This is a genomic window from Gordonia amarae NBRC 15530, assembly GCF_000241345.1.
Lineage (GTDB): Bacteria > Actinomycetota > Actinomycetes > Mycobacteriales > Mycobacteriaceae > Gordonia > Gordonia amarae.
In genome coordinates, this window is record NZ_BAED01000051.1 from 20,798 (window position 1) to 42,964 (window position 22,167).

The window sequence follows — 22,167 nt, forward strand, 5'->3', positions numbered from 1 at the left end:
ACACCACAACCGATGGGCACAAGCCTCGAACTCCTTCCCGCAGTCGATGTCGCCGACGGGCAGGCCGTCCGGTTGGTGCAGGGTGCCGCCGGCACCGAAACGTCGTACGGATCGCCCCGCGAGGCGGCACTGGCGTGGCAGCGCGACGGAGCCGAGTGGATCCATCTGGTCGACCTCGACGCCGCCTTCGGCAAGGGCAACAACCGCGACCTGCTCGCCGCGGTCGTCGGTGAGCTCGACGTGAAGGTGGAACTGTCCGGCGGTATCCGCGACGACGACTCGCTGGCCGCGGCGATGGCCACCGGCTGCACCCGCGTCAACCTGGGCACCGCTGCGCTGGAGAACCCGGACTGGTGCCGCAAGGCGATCGCCGAATACGGCGACCGGATCGCCGTCGGCCTCGACGTGATCAACGAGGGCGGCTCGTGGCGGCTGCGTGGCCGCGGCTGGGTCACCGACGGCGGCGACCTGTGGGAGGTGCTCGACCGTCTCAACAACGACGGCTGCGCCCGCTACGTGGTCACCGACGTCTCCAAGGACGGCACCCTCAAGGGCCCCAACCTCGAACTCCTCGCCGAGGTCGCAGCCAAGACCGATGCCCCGATCGTCGCCTCCGGCGGCGTGTCGGCCATCGAGGACCTGGTGGCCATCGCCGGCCTCGTGCCGCAGGGTGTGGAGGGTGCGATCGTCGGCAAGGCCCTGTACGCGGGCCGGTTCACTCTGCCCGAGGCGCTGACGGCGGTGTCTCAGGCGTGAGCGCCGGTTTGGACTACGCGCGCCTGCTCCACACCGCCGGATCGATTCTCGACGGCGCCGTCGAGGAGTTCCGCGCCGGAGTAGGGGCACCCAGCGCGGTCGCCAAGAGTGCCACCGACTTCGCCACCCAGGTCGATCTGGACCTCGAACGCCGGCTGTCGGCGGAGCTTGCCGACCAGACCCAGATCCCGGTGCACGGCGAGGAGTTCGGCGGCCCGGACCTGGACTCGGGGGCGGTGTGGGTCCTCGACCCCGTCGACGGCACCTACAACTACTCCACCGGCCTACCACTGACCGGCATCCTGCTGGGCCTGCTCGTCGACGGTGACCCGGTCCTCGGACTCACCTGGTTGCCGCTGCAGAACCGTCGCTACGCCGCGCACGTCGACGGCCCACTGCTGGTCGACGGTGAGCCGGTGGCCCCGCTCGCCGACACCGAGCTGGCGACGTCGGTGCTGGCGTACGGCCCGTTCAACGCCGCCCACGGCGGCCGGTACTCCGGTGACGTGCGCGCCGACGTGCTGCGCGGCCTGAGTTCACGGGTGGCGAGGTTGCGGATGACCGGCAGCACCGGAGTCGACCTGTCTTTCACCGCCGCCGGCATCTTCGGTGGCGCTGTGATCTTCGGCCGCCACGCCTGGGACAACGCGCCCGGCGCCGCGCTGGTGCGGGCCGCCGGAGGCATCGCCACCGACCTGTCCGGGAATCCGTGGACGGTCACGTCGTCGTCGCTGGTCGTCGGCGCGCCCGGCCTGCACGCCGAACTCCTGGACGTCATCACCGACGCCTCACGGGGTGAATGGAAAGACGGGGAATGAGAAGAGTAGTCGCATGTCAGTAGCTGTCCGGGTCATTCCCTGCCTCGACGTCGACGACGGTCGCGTCGTCAAGGGCGTCAATTTCCAGAACCTGCGCGACGCCGGCGATCCCGTCGAACTGGCCGAACGCTACGACCGCGAGGGCGCCGACGAACTCACGTTCCTCGATGTCACCGCGTCCAGCTCGGGCCGGGCCACCATGGTGGACGTGGTCAAACGCACCGCCGACCAGGTGTTCATCCCGCTCACGGTGGGCGGCGGCATCCGCACCGTCGACGATGTCGACACCATGCTGCGCGCCGGCGCCGACAAAGTCAGCGTCAATACCGCCGCGATCGCCCGGCCCGAGGTGCTCGGCGAGATGAGCCGCCGCTTCGGGTCGCAGTGCATCGTGCTGTCGGTGGACGCCCGCACCGTCCCCGAGGGGGAGCAGCCGACCCCGTCGGGCTGGGAGGTCACCACCCACGGCGGACGTAAGGGCACCGGCATCGACGCCGTCGAATGGGCGCGCCGCGGCCAGGATCTCGGCGTCGGGGAGATCCTGCTCAACTCGATGGACGCCGACGGCACGAAGGCAGGTTTCGACCTGCGGATGCTCAAGGCGGTGCGTGAGGCCGTCACCGTTCCCGTCATCGCCAGCGGTGGCGCGGGTAAGGTGGCGGACTTCGCGCCGGCCGTGCACGCCGGTGCCGACGCGGTCCTCGCGGCGTCGGTGTTCCACTTCGGTGAACTCACCATCGGCCAGGTCAAGGACGCGATGCGGGCCGACGGCATCACGGTTCGGTAGGAGGAGGTTCCCATGGCATTGGATCCCGAACTGAGCGCCAGGCTCACACGCAACGACGATGGTCTGTTCGCCGCGATCGCGCAGGAACGTGGCACCGGCACAGTGCTGATGATGGCATGGATGGACGACACCGCCCTGGAACGGACCTTGGAGTCCCGCCGCGCGACCTACTACTCGCGGTCGCGGCAGCAGTACTGGGTGAAGGGCGAGACCAGCGGTCACTTCCAGCACGTGCACGATGTGCGCACCGACTGCGACGGTGACGCCCTGCTGCTGATCGTCGACCAGGTCGTCGCGGCCTGCCACACCGGCAGCCACAGCTGCTTCGACACCCCGTCGCTGCTGCCCGAAGTCACGGCCCCGAAACCGACCTTCACCCCCGAGACGCAGGAGCAGTAGCCATGCCCTTGATCCAGATCTCCCAGACCCCCGGCATGTCCGACCGCATCAAACGCGAGACGATCGCCGCGGTGACCGAGGCCTACGCCCGGGCCACCGGCAAGAGTCCCGACTCGGTGTGGGTGACCATCAACGAGATCCCGCGCACCCAGTGGGGCGTCGGCGGCGAGCCGCTCGGATGAGCGCCGTCGGTTCCGGTCAGCCCGGTTTCGGGCATACGACGACGTTCGACGAGTTCGCGGACCTCGCCCGCGACCACCGCGTCGTCCCGGTGACCCGCAAGGTCCTCGCCGATGCCGAGACACCGCTGTCGGCGTACCAGAAGCTCGCCGGTGACCGGCCGGGCACGTTCCTGCTCGAGTCTGCGGAGAACGGCCGGTCGTGGTCGCGGTGGTCGTTCATCGGTGCGGGCACGCCGTCGGCGCTGACCGTCGCCGACGGCGAGGCGCACTGGTGGGGGACGGTGCCCGACGGCGCACCCACCGGCGGTGATCCGCTGGAGGTGCTCGGCGTCGCGCTGAAACTGCTGGCGACGGACCCGCTGCCGGGGATGCCGCCGCTGACCGGCGGTTTCGTCGGCTTCATGGCCTACGACATGGTGCGCCGGCTGGAGAACCTGCCGTCGACCACCACCGACGACCTGGGCCTACCGGACCTGATGATGCTGCTGGCCACCGACATCGCCGCGGTCGACCACCACGAGGGCACCATCACGCTCATCGCCAATGCCGTCAACTGGAACGGCACCGACGAGCACGTGCGGGAGGCATACGACGACGCGATCGCCCGGCTCGACAAGATGACCGCCGCACTCGCCGCACCGCTGGCCTCGACGGTCGCCCAGTACGACCGGACCGTGCCCGGGTACACCGCGCAACGCGACGTCGATGAGTACGGCGCGGTCGTGCGGGCCATGGTCGGCGAGATCGAGGCCGGTGAGGCATTCCAGGTGGTGCCGTCGGTGCGGTTCGAGATGGAGTCGACGGCCGACCCCCTCGACGTATACCGGGTGCTGCGGGCCTCCAACCCGAGTCCGTACATGTACCTGCTGCGCATCCCGGGCGGGCTGGCCGGACACGGTGTCGCGCGGGAACCGTTCACGATCGTCGGCAGCTCACCCGAGGCCCTGGTGACGGTGGCCGACCGGGTCGCCACCACCCACCCGATCGCCGGCACCCGTTGGCGTGGGGCCACCGAGGAGGAGGACCAGCTGCTCGGCAAGGGCCTGCTGGAGGACCCCAAGGAGAACGCCGAACACCTGATGCTCGTCGACCTGGCCCGCAATGACATCGGCCGCGTCTGCGTCCCGGGTTCGGTCAAGGTGTCCGACTACTGTCACATCGAGCGGTACAGCCACGTGATGCACCTGGTGTCGACGGTGTCGGGCACCCTGCGCGACGATCAGGAGGCCCTGGACGCGGTCACTGCCTGCTTCCCGGCCGGGACGCTCAGCGGTGCGCCGAAGGTGCGGGCCATGGAACTGATCGAGGAGCATGAGCTGACCCGCCGCGGCCTGTATGGCGGCATCGTCGGCTACCTCGACTTCGCCGGCAATGCCGACACGGCGATCGCGATCCGTACCGCGCTGCTGTCCGGGGACCGCGCGTTCGTGCAGGCCGGTGCCGGTGTGGTGGCCGACAGTGACCCGACCTACGAGTACAACGAGGCCAAGAACAAGGCGATGGCCGTGCTCAACGCGATCGCGGCGGCGGGCACGATGCGCCGCGTCGGGGATATCTCGTGACCGACCCGACCGGGCCCGACGGCCCCTCCGGGAGCGAGACGACCGGCGCCGCAACAGCCGACACCCCGACGGCAGATGCCCAGCGCCGCGTCCGCCGGACCAAGATGATCGCGGCACTGCTGCTCGCGCTGGCGGCGGTCGTGTTCTGGGCGGTCGGCCAGCTCGACTGGTGTCGGGTGGAGGCCGAACCGTTCGACGGGCTCACCAGGCAGCGGGCCTTCGACGTGAAGGGCTCGGCGTGGAGTCCGTGGCTGACACCGCTCGCGCTGGTGCTGCTCGCGGCGATCGCGGCCGCGCTGTCGGTGCGGGGCTGGGGCCTGCGGCTGATCGCCGTCCTGGTGGCGGCGGCTGGGGTGGCGGCGGCGTTCCCGGTGATCTCGCTGCTCACCGACGGTGCCGACCCCGATTACGCCGGCGACGTGGCCGACATGCCAGACCGGTACCAGGTCCTGCTCGTCGACGTCAAAGAGTGGGCGGTGGCCACGGTGTTCGCCGGGACGTTGCTGTGCGTCGCGGCCGGAATCTTCCTGCTGCGGGCCGCTCGTGGTGGTGCGGCGCCGACGTCGAAGTACATGACACCGGCGGCCCGGCGGGAGGACGCCGAGCGGGAGATCTTCCGCGAGTACGAGCAACGCAGATCCGCCCAGACCCGGGCACATGCGCAGGCGGAGCCGGCTGACACCGGTGCGGCAACCAGTGAACGGACCCTGTGGGAGGCCCTTGACTCCGGCCTTGACCCGACGGACCTGGACGCGACGGACCTCGGCCCGGCCGACCTCGACCACACCGACCCCGGCCCGACGGACTCCGAACGCGACGGCCGCGACCGTCCCGACAGCAGTGACGGGTAGTGGGGTGCCAGGTAGATGACGGTCAGTACCCGCGGTCGTACCGCTTTTGCGATGCGTCTACCCTTAACCCACACACATCAGGTGAAAGGGGCCGAGCACTCGTGAGCACGCCGACCGTCCTCGACTCGATTATCGAGGGAGTCAAGGCTGACGTCGCCGCGCGTGAAGCCGTTATCGACTTCGCGGCGATCAAGGCGGCGGCCGAGAAGGCGCCCGCACCCAAGGATGCGATGGCCGCGCTGCGGCTCCCCGGGATCGGGGTGATCGCCGAGGTCAAGCGCGCCTCGCCGTCGAAGGGCGACCTGGCCACCATCGGTGACCCGGCTCAGCTCGCCAAGGCCTACGAGGACGGCGGCGCCCGCATCATCAGCGTCCTGACCGAGCAGCGCCGGTTCCGCGGGTCGCTCGCCGACCTCGACGCCGTCCGCGCCGCCGTGTCCATCCCGGTGCTGCGCAAGGACTTCATCGTCGGCCCGTACCAGATCCACGAGGCCCGCGCGCACGGCGCCGACGTGATCCTGCTGATCGTCGCAGCCCTCGAACAGAATGTGCTCGCATCGCTGCTCGACCGCACCGAAAGCCTCGGCATGACCGCCCTGGTGGAGGTGCACACCGAGGAAGAGGCCGACAGGGCCCTGCAGGCGGGGGCGTCGGTCGTCGGCGTGAACGCCCGCAACCTCAAGACCCTGGAGGTCGACCGGGACTGCTTCGGCCGCATCGCACCCGGGCTGCCCACCGAGGTCATCCGGATCGCCGAGTCGGGTGTCCGCGGCACCGCCGACCTGTTGGCGTACGCCGGCGCAGGCGCCGACGCCGTGCTGGTTGGCGAGGGCCTGGTCACCAGCGGCGACCCCCGGTCCGCAGTCAGCGAGCTGGTCACCGCGGGGACCCACCCGTCCTGCCCCAAATCGGTTCGCTGACACCATTTTCGGCGCGCCGAAACTTAAATAGTTTGTGCCCCAATAGTTTCTAGTGTGTGATGAGTTGCATCCGGGGGCAGTGCCGCCGGTGCGACGATGAGGAGTCCGTGAGGCCATGACCGGTAACGATGCCCAGCAGACCAGTGCTTTCCCTACGGCCAGTACAGGTTTGACGACGCGGACCAGCATCGAACCCGACGCCGGCGGACACTTCGGTGTGTACGGCGGACGGCATGTGCCCGAGGCACTGATGGCGGTCATCGAGGAGGTGACCGCCACCTACGACAAGGTGCGCTCCGACGACACTTACCTCGCCGAACTCGACCGCCTGCAACGCCAGTACACCGGCCGCCCGTCGCCACTGTATGAGGCGACCCGGCTCAGCGAATACGCCGGCGGTGCCCGGATCTTCCTCAAGCGTGAGGACCTCAACCACACCGGATCGCACAAGATCAACAACGTCCTCGGGCAGGTGCTGCTCGCGCACCGCATGGGCAAGACCCGGGTGATCGCCGAAACCGGCGCGGGTCAGCACGGTGTCGCCACCGCCACCGCGTGCGCGCTGCTGGGCATCGAGTGCGTCATCTATATGGGTCGCGTCGACACCGACCGGCAGGCTCTGAACGTCGCCCGCATGCGGCTGCTCGGCGCTGACGTCATCGCCGTCGACAACGGCTCGGCCACCCTCAAGGACGCCATCAACGAGGCGCTGCGCGACTGGGTGACCAACGCCCACAACACCTATTACTGCTTCGGTACCGCAGCCGGGCCGCACCCGTTCCCGGCGATGGTGCGCGACCTGCAGCGCATCGTCGGCCTGGAGGCGCGGGTGCAGATCCTGGAGCAGGCCGGCCGGCTGCCCGACGCCGTGGTCGCCTGCGTCGGCGGTGGCTCCAACGCCATCGGCATCTTCCACCCGTTCATCGACGATGCCGCCGTGCGGCTCGTCGGTTACGAGGCCGCCGGTGACGGCGTGGAGACCGGACGGCACGCGGCCACCTTCACCGGCGGCTCGCCCGGTGCGTTCCAGGGCGCCTACTCGTACCTGCTGCAGGACGAGGACGGCCAGACCATCGAGTCGCATTCGATCTCGGCGGGTCTGGACTATCCGGGTGTCGGCCCCGAACATGCCTACCTCAAGGACATCGGCCGCTCCGAGTACCGGCCGATCACCGACACGGAGGCGATGGACGCACTGTCCCTGCTGTCCCGCCGCGAGGGCATCATCCCGGCGATCGAGTCGGCCCATGCCGTCGCCGGGGCGCTCAAGCTCGGTCAGGAACTCGGCGAGGGCGCCCTCATCGTCGTGAGCCTGTCGGGTCGCGGAGACAAGGACGTCGACACCGCCGGGCGCTGGTTCAACCTGTTCGAACCGCCGCCGTCCGAGAGCGATGTCCACGCCGTCAACAACGCAGGAAAGCAGTGATGAGCCCAGAGTCAGCTGTGAGCAGCGAAACCGGCACCGTCAAGACGGCCCCCGCATCCAAGCTGGCGTCCGTGTTCGCGCGGTGCAAAGCCGAGGGCCGTGCCGCACTGATCGGGTATCTGCCTGTCGGTTATCCGACCGTCGAGAAGTCGATCGAATCGTTCCGGACGATGGTCGAGGCCGGCTGCGACATCATCGAGGTGGGCGTGCCCTACTCCGATCCGGTGATGGACGGCCCCACCATCCAGGAAGCGGCCGAACTCGCCCTCACCAACGGTGTGCGGGTCCGCGACGTGTTCACCGCCGTCAAATCAATCACCGACGCCGGTGGTGCGGCCGTTGTCATGAGTTACTGGAACCCGGTCCTCAAATACGGTGTCGACCGGTTCGCCCACGACCTCGCCGAAGCCGGTGGCGCCGGCATGATCACGCCCAACCTCATCCCCGAGGAGGGACAGGCCTGGCACGAGGCGTCCGACAAGCACGGTCTCGACCGCATCTACCTGGTCGCACCGTCGTCGACCACCGAGCGGATCGCGCTCACCGTCGACGCCTCCCGTGGCTTCGTGTACGCCGCCTCCACCATGGGTGTGACCGGGGCACGTGACAACGTCTCCAACGCCGCACCCGAGCTGTGCGCACGGGTGCAGGCCTACTCCGACATCCCGATCGGCGTCGGCCTGGGTGTGCGCAACCGCGAACAGGCCGCGGAGATCGCCGGCTACTCCGACGGCGTGATCGTCGGCTCGGCTCTCGTGACCGCGGCCCATGCGGGCCAGGACCACCTGCGCGACCTGGTCACCGAACTCGCCGAAGGCGTCAGAGGCCACCACGCTATATAGGAGGTGTTGGCTGTGGGCCCTCGGGTCCCCGGCCCATACCCGACACCTTGGCGCGTAATCGGTCGGCCCTCCACTAGTGTTGGCAGGCGTGACCGTCGCACCTCTGGCCTACATTCCCAGCCCTCCCCAGGGCGTTTGGCATCTCGGCCCCGTGCCGCTGCGTGCCTACGCACTGTTCATCGTCCTCGGCATTCTGGTCGCGGTCTGGTGGGGCGGACGTAGGTGGGTGGCCCGCGGTGGCCGTGAGGGCGACATCCTCGACATGGCCATCTGGGCGGTGCCGTTCGGGCTGGTCGGCGGCAGGCTGTATCACGTCATCACCGACTGGAAGACGTATTTCGGTGACACCCCGAACGACGGCAAGGGCGCGATCGACGCCCTGCGCATCTGGGAGGGTGGCCTCGGCATCTGGGGAGCGGTGGCGTTCGGTGCGGTCGGCGCCTGGATCGGAGCCCGCCAGTACGGCATCAAACTGCCCGCATTCGGCGATGCGATCGCTCCGCCGATCCTCTTCGCCCAGGCGATCGGCCGGCTCGGCAACTACTTCAACCAGGAGCTGTACGGCCGCGAGACCGACGTGCCGTGGGCGCTGAAGATCTACGAGCGTGTCGATGAGTTCGGCCATCGCGACACGATGAACGGCGTGTCCACCGGGGTGGTCGAGAAGATCGTGCACCCCACCTTCCTGTACGAGCTGCTGTGGAACCTGCTGGTGGTGCTGATCCTGGTGGCCGTGGATCGCTACGCCCGCATCGGGCACGGCAGGCTCTTCGCGCTGTACGTGGCGATGTACTGCGTAGGCCGCCTGGGTGTGGAACTCATGCGGAGCGATCCGGCCACCGAGATCGCCGGCATCCGGATCAATGTGTTCACCGCCTGCATCATCTTCGCTGTCGCCGCCGCCTACTTCGTGATCGCCCCGAAAGGCCGCGAACAGGGGCTGACGATGTACCGCGACAAGAAGGCCGCGGAACTCGAAGAACTCGGCCATGTCGGCTACATCGATGATTTCGAGTACTACGACGACGAAGACGACGACGATGACCGCCCGGTCGAGGTCGACCCGCACGACGCGCTCACCGAGGCGATCGCTCGTCACACCGGCCACACCGGAGCCATCCCGGTGATCACCGACGGCGATGACGCCGACCCGACCACCGAGGTCATCGCCAAGGTGGATCCCGACACAGCGGCGCAGCCGGACGTCGACACCGAGACCGACCAGAACGCCGATTCTGAACCGGCTGCGGAGGATGAGTCCTCGGAGACATCCGACATCGAGGCGGAAACCGAGGCCGAGGTAGAGCCGGACGTGGAGGTCGGGCCGGCCGCGGAGAGCGTGTCGGACGAGGGGCTTGAGCCGGAACTCGAGTCGGACACCGAACCGGAGGCTGAGCCGGACCCCGCCGAGGCTGAGCCGGAGGCCACACCGGAGGCTGAGACCGAACCTGAGGTCGAGCCGGAGCCCGAAACCGAATCGGAACCCGAGACCGAATCGGAGGCTGAGCCGGACCCCGCCGAGGCTGAGTCGGAGGCCACGCCGGAGGCTGAGACCGAACCTGAGGTCGATCCGGAGCCCGAGACCGAGATGGAACCGGAACCCGAGACCGAACCCGAGCCGGAGCCTGAGGCGGAGCCGGACACCGAGCCGGATTCGGACGCGACGGAGACGACCTCCGAGGAGGCCGCGTCCCGCGAACCCGCGGCAGCCGCCGACCAGCCGGCCCGCAAACGCCAGCTGAGGTGGCGCAAGCGCTGACCCGAACGCAGTAGCCCGGCTCACATCCGTGTGCCCGACGGATTCACTCACAGTGAGTTAGAGTTGAGAACGCTACTCGACCACGGTCTTTGACAGCCCCACGTGGCCAGCGGAGTGGCGTCATATGCTCCACCGGACAGTGTTGTCCAGAGGATGCCGTACATGTCGGCGTCGGCAACACACAGCGCGTTGCCGACGCGTTCGAGTGTGGAGGTCTCGATGCTGTTTTCTGCGCTCCCGGAAAAGCAGGGTTTGTACGATCCGGTCCAGGAAGTCGACTCGTGCGGTGTCGCGATGGTCACCGACATCTATGGTCGGCGCTCCCATTCGATCGTCGCCGACGGTTTGCTGGCGCTGGAGAACCTCGAACATCGCGGCGCGGCCGGCGCCGAACCGAACAGCGGCGACGGCGCGGGCATCCTGATCCAGCTTCCCGACGAGCTGTTCCGTGCGGCCACCGACTTCGCGTTGCCCGCACCGAGCGCGTCGGGGGAGAACACCTACGCCGCGGGGGTGTGTTTCCTGCCCGCCGACCCGGAGCTGCGGGCCTCCGCCGTGCAGCGGGTCACCGATCTGGCTGCCGCCGAAGGCATCACGATCCTCGGCTGGCGCGATCTGCCGGTCGATCCGCGGCGCGCCGATGTCGGCGCCACCGCTCTGGCATGCATGCCGTTCATGTCGCAGTTGTTCGTCACCGTCGACCCGTCGCTGGGGCATGACCGTCTCGCCGGCATCGACCTCGACCGGGCGATCTATCCGTTCCGCAAGCAGGCCGAACGTGTCACCGACGAGATCGAGGCCGCGGGCACCGGCCTGTACTTCCCGTCGCTGTCGAGCCGCACGATCGTCTACAAGGGCATGCTCACGACGATGCAGCTGCCGCTCTTCTACGACGATCTGCGCGACGAACGGTGCATGAGTGCGATCGCGATCGTCCATTCGCGGTTCTCCACCAACACCTTTCCGTCGTGGCCGCTGGCACATCCGTTCCGGTTCGTCGCCCACAACGGTGAGATCAACACGGTGCGCGGCAACCGCAACCGGATGCGGGCGCGGGAGGCGATGCTCGCCACCGACCTGATCCCGGGCGATCTGTCGCGGGCGTTCCCGATCTGTACCCCGGAGGCCTCGGATTCAGCGTCGCTCGACGAGACGCTCGAACTGCTGCACCTCGGCGGCCGCAGCATCCCGCATGCGGTGATGCTGATGGTGCCGGAGGCGTGGGAGAACGTGGAGGACATGGATCCCAAACGCAAGGCGTTCCTGCAGTTCAACGCCTCGATCATGGAGGCCTGGGACGGCCCGGCGTGCGTCACGTTCACCGACGGCACCCTGGTCGGTGCGGTCCTGGACCGCAACGGTCTGCGGCCGGGCCGCTGGTGGCAGACCCGTGACGGCCGCGTCATCCTGGCCTCGGAGGCCGGTGTGCTCGACGTGCCGGTCGAGGATGTGGTGGCCAAGGGCCGCCTCGAACCGGGAAAGATGTTCCTGATCGACACCGCGCACGCCCGGATCATCCCGGACGAGGAGATCAAGGGCGATCTGATGAACGCCGAGGCGTACGACGAGTGGCTGCACGCGGGCCTGCTCGACATCTCCACGCTGCCGCTGCGCCCGGTGTACCAGCCCAACCACAACACTGTGGTGCGTAGGCAGCTCTCGTTCGGGTACACCGAGGAGGATCTGCGGGTGCTGCTGACCCCGATGGCCTCGTCGGGGTACGAACCGCTCGGGTCGATGGGCACCGACACCCCGATCGCGGTGCTCAGCAAACGTTCCAGGCTGCTCTACGACTACTTCGTCGAACTGTTCGCGCAGGTCACCAATCCGCCGCTCGATGCGATCCGCGAGGAGATCGTGACCTCGATGGCGCGGGTGATGGGCCCGGAGCAGAACACGCTGGAACCGTCGGCGGCGTCGTGCCGGCAGATCATGCTGCACGGGCCGGTCCTGGACAAGGTGGGACTGGCCAAGATCGTGCACATCAACGACGACGGCGAGCACCCCGGCCTGGCGGCGACGGTGCTGAGCGGCCTGTACGAGGTGGACAAGGGTGGCGCCGGTCTGGCGGCGGCGCTGGCCGATCTGCGGGAGCGGGCGAGTGCGGCCATCGCGCAGGGCTATCGCACACTGATCATTTCCGACCGGCACACCGACCGCGAGCACGCCCCGATCCCGTCACTGCTGGCGACAGCGGCCGTGCACCATCATCTGGTGCGCACCAAGGAACGCACCAAGGTGGCGCTGGTGGTGGAGTCCGGCGATGCCCGTGAGGTTCACCATATCGCGTTGCTGATCGGTTTCGGCGCGGCGGCGGTCAACCCGTATCTGGCGATGGAGTCGATCGAGGACCTGATCAGCGAGGGTGAGCTGATCGGTGTGCGCCCGGCCAAGGCTGTGCGCAACTATGTCGAGGCATTGGGCAAGGGTGTGCTCAAGGTGATGAGCAAGATGGGTATCTCCACCATCAGCTCGTACACGGGTGCGCAGGCCTTCGAGGCAGTCGGCCTGTCATCGGAGGTGGTGCGTGAGTACTTCACCCGCACCGTGTCCCGGATCGAGGGTGTCGGTCTCGACGAACTCGCCGAGGAGGTGCGGATCCGTCACCACAGGGCGTTCCCGGAGAACCCGACCGAGCAGGTGTACCGGCGTCTGGATGTGGGTGGCGAGTACCAGTACCGCCGCGAGGGTGAACTGCACGTGTTCACCCCGGAGACGGTGTTCCTGTTGCAGCACGCCACCCGGACCGGGCAGGCCGAGGTGTTCGGGAAGTACTCCGACGAGGTCGACCGGCTGTCTCGGGCCGGCGGCACCCTGCGCGGACTGTTCGAGCTCGATCTGAGTGAGCGCGAACCGATTCCGCTCGACGACGTGGAGCCCGCGTCGGAGATCATGAAGCGCTTCAACACGGGTGCGATGAGTTACGGCTCCATCTCCGCCGAGGCGCACGAGACCATCGCCATCGCGATGAACCGCATCGGCGCGCGCTCCAATTCGGGTGAGGGCGGCGAGGACACCGACCGTCTCTACGACCCGGAGCGCCGCAGCGCGGTCAAGCAGGTCGCGTCGGGCCGGTTCGGTGTCACCAGCGACTACCTGATCAATGCCACCGACATCCAGATCAAGATGGCCCAGGGTGCCAAACCCGGTGAGGGCGGACAGCTTCCGGCGTACAAGGTGTACCCGTGGATCGCCAAGACCAGGCATTCGACGCCGGGCGTGGCACTCATTTCGCCGCCGCCGCACCACGACATCTATTCGATCGAGGATCTGGCGCAGCTGATCCACGACCTGAAGAACGCCAACACCCGCGCCAGGGTTCACGTCAAACTGGTCAGCGCCGTCGGCGTCGGCACGGTGGCGACGGGCGTGTCCAAGGCGCACGCCGACGTCGTGCTGATCTCCGGCCACGACGGCGGCACCGGCGCCTCGCCGCTCACCTCGCTCAAACACGCGGGCACACCGTGGGAGATCGGCCTGGCCGATGCCCAGCAGACCCTCATGCTCAACGGCCTGCGCGACCGGATCACCGTCCAGTGCGACGGCGCGCTGCGCACCGGCCGCGACGTGATCATGGCGGCCCTGCTCGGCGCCGAGGAGTACGGATTCTCCACCGCGCCTTTGGTGGTCAGCGGCTGCATCATGATGCGGGTCTGCCACCTCGACACCTGCCCGGTGGGTGTGGCCACCCAGAACCCGACCTTGCGCGCCCGGTTCACCGGCCAGGCCGAGCACATCGTCAACTTCTTCCGGTTTATCGCCGAGGACGTGCGAAAGTATCTGGCGCAGTTGGGTTACCGCACTCTCGACGAGGCGATCGGTCAGTCTCAGCGGCTGCACACCGATGCGGCACTGGCACATTGGAAGAGCCAGGGGCTCGACCTGACCCCGATCTTCCGCAGGGTTCCCGACGCGGGTTCGCCGCGCCGGACCACCGGCCAGGATCACGGCATCGACAAGGCGCTCGACAACACCATCGTGCAGTTGGCCGAGGGCGCGCTCAGCGACGCCCGTCCGGTGACCATCGACCTGCCGGTGCGCAACGTGAACCGCACCGTCGGAACGCTTCTCGGTTCGGAGGTGACCCGCCGGTACGGCGCCAAAGGGCTGCCCGAGGACACCATCACCGTCAACCTCACCGGTTCGGCGGGGCAGTCGCTCGGCGCGTTCCTGCCGCCGGGCGTCACCATCAACATGGCCGGAGACGCCAACGACTACGTCGGCAAGGGGCTGTGTGGTGGACGGATCGTCGTTGCCCCGCACCAGGATTCGTGGTTCGTCGCCGAAGACCAGGTGATCGCCGGCAACACGATCCTGTACGGCGCCACCTCCGGTGAGGTGTATCTGCGCGGCCGGGTGGGCGAGCGGTTCTCGGTGCGCAACTCGGGTGCCGTCGCGGTCGTCGAGGGCGTGGGCGACCACGCGTGCGAGTACATGACCGGTGGCCGCGTGGTGATCCTCGGACCCACCGGACGCAACCTCGCGGCCGGTATGTCGGGCGGTATCGCCTTCGTCTACGACCTCGACGCCGACAAGGTCAACAAGGCGCTGGTGACGCTGATGCGTCCCGACCCCGACGACCTGCTGTGGCTGTACGACACCATCGCCACCCACACCAAACTCACCGATTCGTCGGTCGGGGCCTCGCTTCTGGCCGACTGGCCACGCCGGTGCCTCGGCTTCACCAAGGTCATGCCCAGCGACTACAAGCGGGTCCTCGACGCGGCCCAGATAGCCGAGGCCGAGGGGCGTGACGTCGATTCAGCGATCATGGAGGCGGCACGTGGCTGATCCGCGCGGTTTTCTCGATGTGGCCAAGCATGAGGCCAAGTACCGGCCGGTGGGCCAGCGGATCCACGACTGGGGTGACGTCTACGCGCACCCGGCCGACCTCAGGCTGGAGCTCACCGACGTCTCCGATCAGGCGCGCCGCTGCATGGACTGCGGAATACCGTTCTGCCACTCCGGAAGTGCCGGCTGCCCGCTGGGCAACCTCATTCCCGAATGGAACGATCTGGTGCGCCGCGGCCGCTGGGATGCGGCCAGCGCCCGACTGCACGCCACCAACAACTTTCCCGAGTTCACCGGCATGGTGTGCCCGGCGCCGTGTGAGGCGGCGTGTGTGCTGTCGATCTCGGAACCCACCACCGGTGGCAGCGTCACCATCAAACGCATCGAGAAGACCATCGCGCACCAATCCTGGGATGACGGCTTCATCCAGCCGGAGGCTCCGGAGACCCGCACCGGAAAGTCGGTGGCGGTGGTCGGGTCCGGTCCGGCGGGTCTGGCGGCCGCGCAGCAGTTGACCCGCGCCGGACACGAGGTGACCGTCTACGAGCGCGACGACCGGCTCGGCGGTCTGCTGCGCTATGGCATCCCCGAATACAAGCTGCAGAAGTCCGACATCGACCGGCGTATCGGCCAGATGGAGGCCGAGGGCACCACGTTCGTCGTCAATTGCGGTGTGGGAACCGATATCTCGGTCGATGAACTGCGCGGCAAGCACGACGCCATGGTGTTGGCGATCGGCGCGATGACCGCCCGCGACAACCCGGTGTCCGGTCGCGAGCTGAACGGCGTGCATCTGGCGATGGAGCACCTGGTGCCCGCCAACCGCGAATGCGAGGGCGACGGACCGAGCCCGATCAGCGCCGCCGGCAAGCATGTGGTGATCATCGGCGGCGGCGACACCGGCGCCGACTGCCTGGGCACCGCGCACCGGCAGGGCGCGGCGTCGGTGGTGCAGCTCGACTACAACCCCGAACTGCCCGTCGACCGCGACGACTCGCGATCACCCTGGCCGACGTGGCCACTGGTGATGCGCACCTCGTCGGCGCACGCCGAGGGCGGTGACCGCAGGTATCAGGTGGCGGTGCAGCGGTTCGTCGGCGACGCCGACGGCAATGTCACCACCATGGTGCTGGCGGAGGTCACCGTGACCCGCGACGCCGACGGCCGCCGGTCGATCACCCCGGCCGGTGAGGAGTTCGAGATCCCGTGCGAGCTGGCCTTGTTCGCGATCGGGTTCGAGGGGGTCGAGAAGGGACCGTTGCTCGACGGGCTTGGTCTGACCCCCAACAAGCGTGGTTCGCTGTCCTGTGGCAGCGACTGGCAGACCGACACGCCCGGCGTGTTCGTATGCGGAGACGCACACCGAGGGGCTTCCCTGGTGGTGTGGGCGATCGCCGAGGGCCGCTCGACCGCCCGGGCCGTCGACGAGTTCCTGATGGGTGCATCGGATCTTCCGTCGCCGGTGAAACCGGCCGCGCTGCCCCTCAGCGTGCGGTAGCGGCGGGCGGATGAACTTCGGCTGAACCTTCCGGGCGCCTCCAGGCGCGAACGGCACGACCGCATAGAGAAGCCCACCCGACGGGACTAAGGTAGCCATGGTGACGATGCGACGAACAAAGATTGTCTGCACGATGGGTCCGGCGACCGCTTCCGACGAGAAGATCGTGGAGCTGGTGCGGGCCGGGATGGATGTGGCCCGGCTCAACATGAGCCACGGCACCCACGAGGACCACGCGCAGATGTACACGCGTATCCGGCGTGCCACCGATATCACCGAGAAGGCCGTCGGCATCCTCGCCGACCTGCAGGGTCCCAAGATCCGACTCGGCCGGTTCGACGGCTGCGACGGAAAAACGGTGTGGGAGAACGGTGACGAGATCCGCATCACCGTCGACGACGTCGAGGGCACGCACGAGCGCGTGTCCACCACCTACAAGGGCCTGGCCCGCGACGCCGTGGCCGGCGACCGGCTGCTCGTCGACGACGGCAAGGTGGGCCTGATCGTCACCGGGGTCGACGGCAACGACGTGATCTGCACCGTCACCGAGGGCGGCCCGGTCAGCAACAACAAGGGCATCTCGCTGCCCGGCATGAACGTGTCGGTGCCGGCGCTGTCGGCGAAGGACATCGCCGACCTGGAGTACGCGCTGGAACTCGGCGTCGACATGGTCGCGCTGTCGTTTGTGCGCAGCCCGTCAGATATCGAGCTGGTCCATGACGTGATGGACCGCGTGGGACGGCGCGTGCCGGTGATCGCCAAGCTGGAGAAGCCCGAGGCCATCGACAACCTCGAGGCCGTCGTCCTGGCGTTCGACGCCATCATGGTGGCCCGTGGCGACCTCGGTGTGGAGCTGCCGCTCGAGGAGGTTCCGCTGGTGCAGAAGCGGGCCATCCAGATGGCCCGGGAGAACGCCAAACCGGTGATCGTGGCCACCCAGATGCTCGACTCGATGATCGAGAACTCGCGACCCACCCGCGCCGAGGCCTCGGATGTGGCCAACGCAGTGCTCGACGGCGCCGACGCGGTGATGCTGTCCGGCGAGACATCGGTGGGCAAGTTCGCCGTGGAGGCGGTGGCCACCATGGACAAGATCGCCAAGGCGGTCGAGGGTGGTTCGCGTGATGTGCCGCCGCTCTCGCACGTCCCGCGCACCAAGCGCGGCGTGATCTCGTTCGCGGCCCGCGACATCGGCGAACGCCTGGAGGTGAAGGCGCTGGTGGCGTTCACCCAGTCCGGCGACACCGTGCGCCGCCTGGCCCGGCTGCATTCGCGGCTGCCGCTGCTCGCGTTCACCCCGCTGCAGGCGGTTCGCAGCCAGCTCGCCCTGAGCTGGGGCACCGAGACCTTCATCGTCGATCACGTCGAGAGCACCGACAAGATGATCCAGGAGGTCGACGCCCAGCTGATGCGGATCGGCCGGCTCAAGGACGGCGACGTGGTGGTCGTCGTGGCCGGCGCACCGCCCGGCACCGTCGGCTCCACCAACATGATCCACGTCCACAAGATCGGTGAGAAGGACCACTGACCCGCACCGATAGGGTGTGCCTATGAACGCCGCACCCTCCCACGACCTCGAGCAGTTGCTGTCGATTCTCGACCTCGAACGCCCGGGCGAGGATCTGTTCATCGGCCAGAACCCGCCGAAGGTGAGCACCCCGCGCACCTTCGGCGGGCAGATGCTGTCCCAGGGCGTGGTGGCCGCCGCCCGCTCGCTGACCCGCGGCAATCCACCGGTGCACGCCCTGCACGCGCATTTCATCCGCGGCGGCGACGTGCACAAGCCGATCGAGTATCACGTGCAGCGTTTCCGCGACGGCAAGTCCTTCGCCAACCGGCAGGTCACCGCGATGCAGGACGGTGAGGAGCTCTGCACGATGCTCGTCGCGTTCCAGGACGCGCTGGCGGGTCTCGAACACGCCGTTGCGATCCCGGAGGCACCGCATCCGGAGGGCCTGCCGACGATGGGGGAGCTGTTCGAGGGGTACGAGGACAAGATCGCGACGTTCGTCGACGCCCTGCACCCGATCGACGTCCGGTTCGCCAACGATCCGAGTTGGAAGCTGCGTGAGGCCGGCCGCAGCCTCGATCACAACCGGGTGTGGATGAAGACCGACGGCCCGCTGCCCGACGATCCGGTGCTGCATGTGGCTGCGATGTGCTACGCCTCCGACACCACGGTCCTCGACTCGATCATCACCACGCACGGCCTGTCGTGGGGATTCGACCGGCTGTTCGCGGCCACCGTCAACCATTCGATGTGGTTCCATCGGCCGTTCCGGTTCGACGACTGGCTGCTGTACGCCACCGAGTCTCCGGTGGCCGCGGGGGCCAGGGGACTGGGGTCTGGCCGGTTCTGGATGCGTGACGGCACCTTGGCGGCGTCGGTCACCCAGGAAGCGCTGATCCGGCACTTCCCCCGCAAGAAATGAAAGTCAGTCCTTAATCGCGGCAAGGCTTTCCGGGTCGGGATCGGGATCGCCCCAGGTGGCGCTGATCAGCGCCCACGGGTCGGCGTAGCGACCGGGTTTACCGCGGTAGGGGGAGCGACGCCGGAGAACCTCCCGGATCAGCGGTGTCGCCGCGGTCATCGCGAGCCGCATGGGGCCGCCCAGTCTGCCGCGCGCCATCAGTTCCCCGAAGGTGGTGTTCTGGAACCGCAGCACCCGTTGTGATTCGGAAGAATCCATCCAGTCGGTGGCGAACCACGCGGTGTCGTCGTCCGGGTTCCCCGGGCGGCCGTGGCTGCCCACCGCACCACCGATACCGAGTGATTCGCCGGCTGCCTTCACCAGCGGACCCTGCATGTGGCGGTGGGTGTCGTCGCCGCCGATCAGGTATTCGCGGCGGATCTGGGTGGTGGTGACGGCGTTGGTGAACGCCGTGGCGACGTCGGTGGCGGCGACGGTCTGCACGTGGCCGTCCTCGGGTAGGACGGCGTCCAGTTCGGCCAGCCGCGGGTTGGCGGTGAGCAGGCTGTCGGGCAGCACACCGCCGAGCCGCAGGATCACCCATTCGAGTCCCGACTCGCGCACGATCGCATCGGCCTCGGCCTTGTGCCCGCCGTACAGGTCGCGGGGGTTGACCGGGGTGTCCGGTCGCAGGAGTCCCTTGCCCGCGTACGGGTTACGCGGTCCGTACACCGCGATGCTGGAGGTCTGCACGAAGCGTGGGGGAGTATCCAGACTCGCGGCGGCAGCCACAAGGCTGCGGGTCCCGCCGACGTTCACCGCGCGGGCCGGCGTCCGGTTCTCGTAACAGAAGGGCGGGATGACGGCGGCCAGATGCACGATGGCGTCGGGCTTGACGCGAGCGACGAGCGCACCGACGGCCGCGTCGTCGGTGAGGTCGACCCACTCGACGGCCAGCGTGCCCGGCAGGTCACGGGTCTGTGTCGCGAGCCGCGAGATCGTCTTGCGTCCGGCGGGGGTGTCGAGGTCGGTGGCGGTGACGTGGAAGCCCCGTGCCCGCAGCTGCGCCACGGTCGCCTTCCCGACCAGGCCGCACGCACCCGTCACGAGCACTCGTAGACCGCTCTGTGTCATAGACATCCCTTCTGTGTCGGGCTGGGTGTCTTACACACCCTATCGGCGGATTCAGACCCGCAACACGGTGCTTCCACCCACCGAAACCCGGCGGCGGGGTGCGAGGTCCAGCCGGTACAGGGTGGCCCAGAAGGCGATCAGGCACAGCACGGTCGCGGACGCGGCCAGCAGTTGAGACCCGAGCAGGAACCTGTCCGACGACACCCAGTCCAGCGGTACCCGGTTCCAGCCGTCGGCGATCACCAGCACAGCTCCCACCGACACCACCATCGCCCCGCCGGTGAGCGCCACCACCGCCGCGTTGCGCAGGACGGTACTGCCGGACCCCGGGGCCACCACCTGTAGCCGGATCGCGCCGCAGGCGGTGCACACGAGCATCACCAGGCAGGCGACGCCGACGGCAACCGCGTTGGCGCCCACCGTGTCCGAGAGCCGGTGCCACTTGGCGACGACGGTGTAGGTGCTGATCGCGGTGGCACCGGTCACCCCGATCACCCCGACGATGCCCCGCAGCCGGTACGGCACCACGACGAGCAACGCGCACACGATGCTCGCGGCGATCGCACTGTGCCCGCTGGGAAAACTGTTGTGGTCGGGTGCCCCGGTCGCCTCGAGCAGGTCGGGCCGGATCAGTTCCGATTTGAGCGGCTGCGCCACCACCTGCCCGCCGATCACGATCGCGACCCCGGCCAGGGCGAGCAGCAGCCGGCCGCGCGCCAGCCCGATGGCGAAGATGACGATGGTGGTGACCACCAGTGAGGTGGTCGATATCTGGGACAGGAAGTCACCGGCCCGCAACCCGGCGTTGCTGCCGATCTGGTCGGAGCCCGCCAGCGCGTAGTCCTCGATCGTCTGACCCCGCTCGGTACGCACCATCAGGTAGTAGGTGCCGGCGCATGCCGCCGCCGCGACCACGAGGAGAATCGCCCACCGGACAGCCGCTCGCACCGACCCGTCCGTCACAGTGTCGATGGTCCGGGGGTCGTAGCGCATCGGTGTCCTTTCCAGGGGCGGGGTGCCTCCCGCATTCGAAGGGTAGTCGCCGCGCCCGGCGGGCCGCACGGCGCGCGGACCCCGGCGCCGTCGCTCTAGGCTGGGCAGGTGCCGTTGACCGAACTCGTCCCGCTGCCCGGCGGAGTGTTCCGTATGGGTTCGGATCGTCACTATCCCGAGGAGCGGCCCGCGCATGAGCGCAGGGTCGGGGCGTTCGCGATCGAACGCCACCCGGTGACCAACGCACAATACGCGCGATTCGTTTCCGACACCGGTTATGTCACAGTCGCCGAGGAACCGATCGACCCGGCCGACTTTCCCGGCGCCGACCCGAAGCAGCTGATCCCGGGGGCGCTCGTTTTCACCCCGACAGACGGTCCCGTCGACCTGGGTGACTGGACCCGCTGGTGGCGGTGGGTGCCCGGCGCGAGCTGGCGGTCACCACAGGGACCCGGTAGCACTGTCGACCATCGTCCCGACCATCCCGTGGTCCAGATCGCCTACCGCGACGCGCAGGCGTACGCGCACTGGGCGGGCAGGCGCCTGCCGACGGAGGCCGAATGGGAGTTCGCCGCCTGCGGCGGTAGGTCCGGCGCCGAGTACGCCTGGGGTGAGGAGTTCCGGCCCGGTGATCAGGTGATGGCCAACACCTGGCAGGGCCGGTTTCCGTATCTCAACGCCGGCTGGGGTTCGACATCGCCGGTGGGGACGTTCCCGGCCAATGGCTACGGACTCGCCGACATGATCGGCAATGTCTGGGAGCGCGTCAGTGACATTTTTGTGCCCCGGCACAGTGACATCAGCGATGCCGACGGTCCGGTGGTCGAGGCCGACGGCCGCCCGGATCTGCTGGCACCCACGACGTCTCCGCGGGTGATGCGGGTGACCAAGGGCGGGTCGTTCCTGTGCGCCCCCGAATACTGCAGGCGGTACCGTCCGGCGGCCCGATCTGCCCAGTCCGACGATTCGGCCACCGGGCATCTGGGTTTTCGCTGCGCCGCGGATCTGTGACAGACAGGGGCCGGTAGCGTCCTGCCT

Annotated in this window: 18 protein-coding genes; 16 read left to right on the top strand and 2 right to left on the bottom strand. The window is 68.4% G+C overall.

Going from position 1 to position 22,167, the window contains the following annotated elements; genetic code table 11:
• The first annotated feature begins 12 nt into the window (after positions 1-12).
• From priA to GOAMR_RS14685, 15 genes are all read left to right on the top strand, one after another.
• On the top strand, positions 13-756 hold the full coding sequence (gene priA, locus GOAMR_RS14615) for a bifunctional 1-(5-phosphoribosyl)-5-((5-phosphoribosylamino)methylideneamino)imidazole-4-carboxamide isomerase/phosphoribosylanthranilate isomerase PriA (protein ID WP_005189256.1): 744 nt from the start codon (positions 13-15) through the stop codon (positions 754-756).
• On the top strand, positions 753-1,574 hold the full coding sequence (locus tag GOAMR_RS14620; protein WP_005189259.1) for an inositol monophosphatase family protein: 822 nt from the start codon (positions 753-755) through the stop codon (positions 1,572-1,574). Before priA ends, GOAMR_RS14620 begins: the two co-directional genes overlap by 4 nt.
• Before the next feature lie 13 nt (positions 1,575-1,587).
• Positions 1,588-2,361: an imidazole glycerol phosphate synthase subunit HisF gene (hisF, locus tag GOAMR_RS14625; protein WP_005189263.1), complete on the top strand. Its 774-nt coding sequence runs from the start codon at positions 1,588-1,590 to the stop codon at positions 2,359-2,361.
• 12 nt (positions 2,362-2,373) lie between these two features.
• Positions 2,374-2,760 (top strand): phosphoribosyl-AMP cyclohydrolase, encoded by a 387-nt coding sequence (hisI, locus tag GOAMR_RS14630; RefSeq protein ID WP_005189266.1) that lies wholly within the window; start codon positions 2,374-2,376, stop codon positions 2,758-2,760.
• Positions 2,761-2,762: 2 nt separating this feature from the next.
• Complete coding sequence (locus GOAMR_RS14635) at positions 2,763-2,942, top strand: tautomerase family protein (RefSeq protein WP_005189269.1); 180 nt, start codon at positions 2,763-2,765, stop codon at positions 2,940-2,942.
• Positions 2,939-4,504, top strand: coding sequence for an anthranilate synthase component I (locus GOAMR_RS14640; RefSeq protein WP_005189271.1), 1,566 nt, complete (start codon positions 2,939-2,941; stop codon positions 4,502-4,504). Before GOAMR_RS14635 ends, GOAMR_RS14640 begins: the two co-directional genes overlap by 4 nt.
• Complete coding sequence (locus GOAMR_RS14645; protein WP_005189273.1) at positions 4,501-5,355, top strand: TIGR02234 family membrane protein; 855 nt, start codon at positions 4,501-4,503, stop codon at positions 5,353-5,355. Before GOAMR_RS14640 ends, GOAMR_RS14645 begins: the two co-directional genes overlap by 4 nt.
• 101 nt (positions 5,356-5,456) lie before the next feature.
• Positions 5,457-6,275, top strand: coding sequence for an indole-3-glycerol phosphate synthase TrpC (trpC, locus tag GOAMR_RS14650; protein WP_005189274.1), 819 nt, complete (start codon positions 5,457-5,459; stop codon positions 6,273-6,275).
• 115 nt (positions 6,276-6,390) lie between these two features.
• Positions 6,391-7,701, top strand: coding sequence for a tryptophan synthase subunit beta (gene trpB, locus GOAMR_RS14655; RefSeq protein WP_005189275.1), 1,311 nt, complete (start codon positions 6,391-6,393; stop codon positions 7,699-7,701).
• On the top strand, positions 7,701-8,543 hold the full coding sequence (trpA, locus tag GOAMR_RS14660; RefSeq protein WP_005189276.1) for a tryptophan synthase subunit alpha: 843 nt from the start codon (positions 7,701-7,703) through the stop codon (positions 8,541-8,543). Before trpB ends, trpA begins: the two co-directional genes overlap by 1 nt.
• A gap of 88 nt (positions 8,544-8,631) precedes the next feature.
• Complete coding sequence (gene lgt, locus GOAMR_RS14665; protein WP_005189277.1) at positions 8,632-10,302, top strand: prolipoprotein diacylglyceryl transferase; 1,671 nt, start codon at positions 8,632-8,634, stop codon at positions 10,300-10,302.
• Between the two features lie 219 nt (positions 10,303-10,521).
• A complete protein-coding gene (gene gltB, locus GOAMR_RS14670) occupies positions 10,522-15,093 on the top strand; it encodes a glutamate synthase large subunit (protein ID WP_005189283.1) in 4,572 nt (1,523 codons plus the stop codon).
• Entirely contained in the window at positions 15,086-16,591 is a 1,506-nt protein-coding gene (locus tag GOAMR_RS14675; protein ID WP_005189285.1) for a glutamate synthase subunit beta, read from the top strand. The genes gltB and GOAMR_RS14675 overlap by 8 nt, the downstream gene beginning before the upstream one ends.
• A gap of 106 nt (positions 16,592-16,697) precedes the next feature.
• Positions 16,698-18,119, top strand: coding sequence for a pyruvate kinase (pyk, locus tag GOAMR_RS14680; protein ID WP_373278776.1), 1,422 nt, complete (start codon positions 16,698-16,700; stop codon positions 18,117-18,119).
• A gap of 22 nt (positions 18,120-18,141) precedes the next feature.
• Entirely contained in the window at positions 18,142-19,023 is an 882-nt protein-coding gene (locus tag GOAMR_RS14685) for an acyl-CoA thioesterase (RefSeq protein ID WP_005189288.1), read from the top strand.
• A gap of 3 nt (positions 19,024-19,026) precedes the next feature.
• Here GOAMR_RS14685 and GOAMR_RS14690 read toward each other — a convergent pair whose 3' ends face one another.
• Entirely contained in the window at positions 19,027-20,136 is a 1,110-nt protein-coding gene (locus tag GOAMR_RS14690) for an NAD-dependent epimerase/dehydratase family protein (RefSeq protein ID WP_005189290.1), read from the bottom strand.
• A gap of 51 nt (positions 20,137-20,187) precedes the next feature.
• Positions 20,188-21,129, bottom strand: coding sequence for a phosphatase PAP2 family protein (locus tag GOAMR_RS23695; protein WP_005189292.1), 942 nt, complete (start codon positions 21,127-21,129; stop codon positions 20,188-20,190).
• A gap of 153 nt (positions 21,130-21,282) precedes the next feature.
• On the opposite strand from GOAMR_RS23695, the gene GOAMR_RS14700 reads away from it, so the two are divergent.
• A complete protein-coding gene (locus GOAMR_RS14700; RefSeq protein WP_050942742.1) occupies positions 21,283-22,140 on the top strand; it encodes a formylglycine-generating enzyme family protein in 858 nt (285 codons plus the stop codon).
• The last annotated feature ends 27 nt before the right edge of the window (positions 22,141-22,167 follow it).

Excerpts from the sequence above, each read along its gene's own strand:
- gltB (WP_005189283.1), top strand. The coding sequence starts at position 10,522 with ATGCTGTTTTCTGCGCTCCCGGAAAAGCAGGGTTTGTACGATCCGGTC.
- GOAMR_RS14700 (WP_050942742.1), top strand. The coding sequence starts at position 21,283 with ATGGGTTCGGATCGTCACTATCCCGAGGAGCGGCCCGCGCATGAGCGC.
- pyk (WP_373278776.1), top strand. The coding sequence starts at position 16,698 with ATGCGACGAACAAAGATTGTCTGCACGATGGGTCCGGCGACCGCTTCC.
- trpB (WP_005189275.1), top strand. The coding sequence starts at position 6,391 with ATGACCGGTAACGATGCCCAGCAGACCAGTGCTTTCCCTACGGCCAGT.
- GOAMR_RS14640 (WP_005189271.1), top strand. The coding sequence starts at position 2,939 with ATGAGCGCCGTCGGTTCCGGTCAGCCCGGTTTCGGGCATACGACGACG.
- GOAMR_RS14635 (WP_005189269.1), top strand. The coding sequence starts at position 2,763 with ATGCCCTTGATCCAGATCTCCCAGACCCCCGGCATGTCCGACCGCATC.
- trpA (WP_005189276.1), top strand. The coding sequence starts at position 7,701 with ATGAGCCCAGAGTCAGCTGTGAGCAGCGAAACCGGCACCGTCAAGACG.
- hisF (WP_005189263.1), top strand. The coding sequence starts at position 1,588 with ATGTCAGTAGCTGTCCGGGTCATTCCCTGCCTCGACGTCGACGACGGT.
- GOAMR_RS23695 (WP_005189292.1), bottom strand. The coding sequence starts at position 21,129 with ATGCGCTACGACCCCCGGACCATCGACACTGTGACGGACGGGTCGGTG.
- hisI (WP_005189266.1), top strand. The coding sequence starts at position 2,374 with ATGGCATTGGATCCCGAACTGAGCGCCAGGCTCACACGCAACGACGAT.
- GOAMR_RS14690 (WP_005189290.1), bottom strand. The coding sequence starts at position 20,136 with ATGACACAGAGCGGTCTACGAGTGCTCGTGACGGGTGCGTGCGGCCTG.
- GOAMR_RS14685 (WP_005189288.1), top strand. The coding sequence starts at position 18,142 with ATGAACGCCGCACCCTCCCACGACCTCGAGCAGTTGCTGTCGATTCTC.
- priA (WP_005189256.1), top strand. The coding sequence starts at position 13 with ATGGGCACAAGCCTCGAACTCCTTCCCGCAGTCGATGTCGCCGACGGG.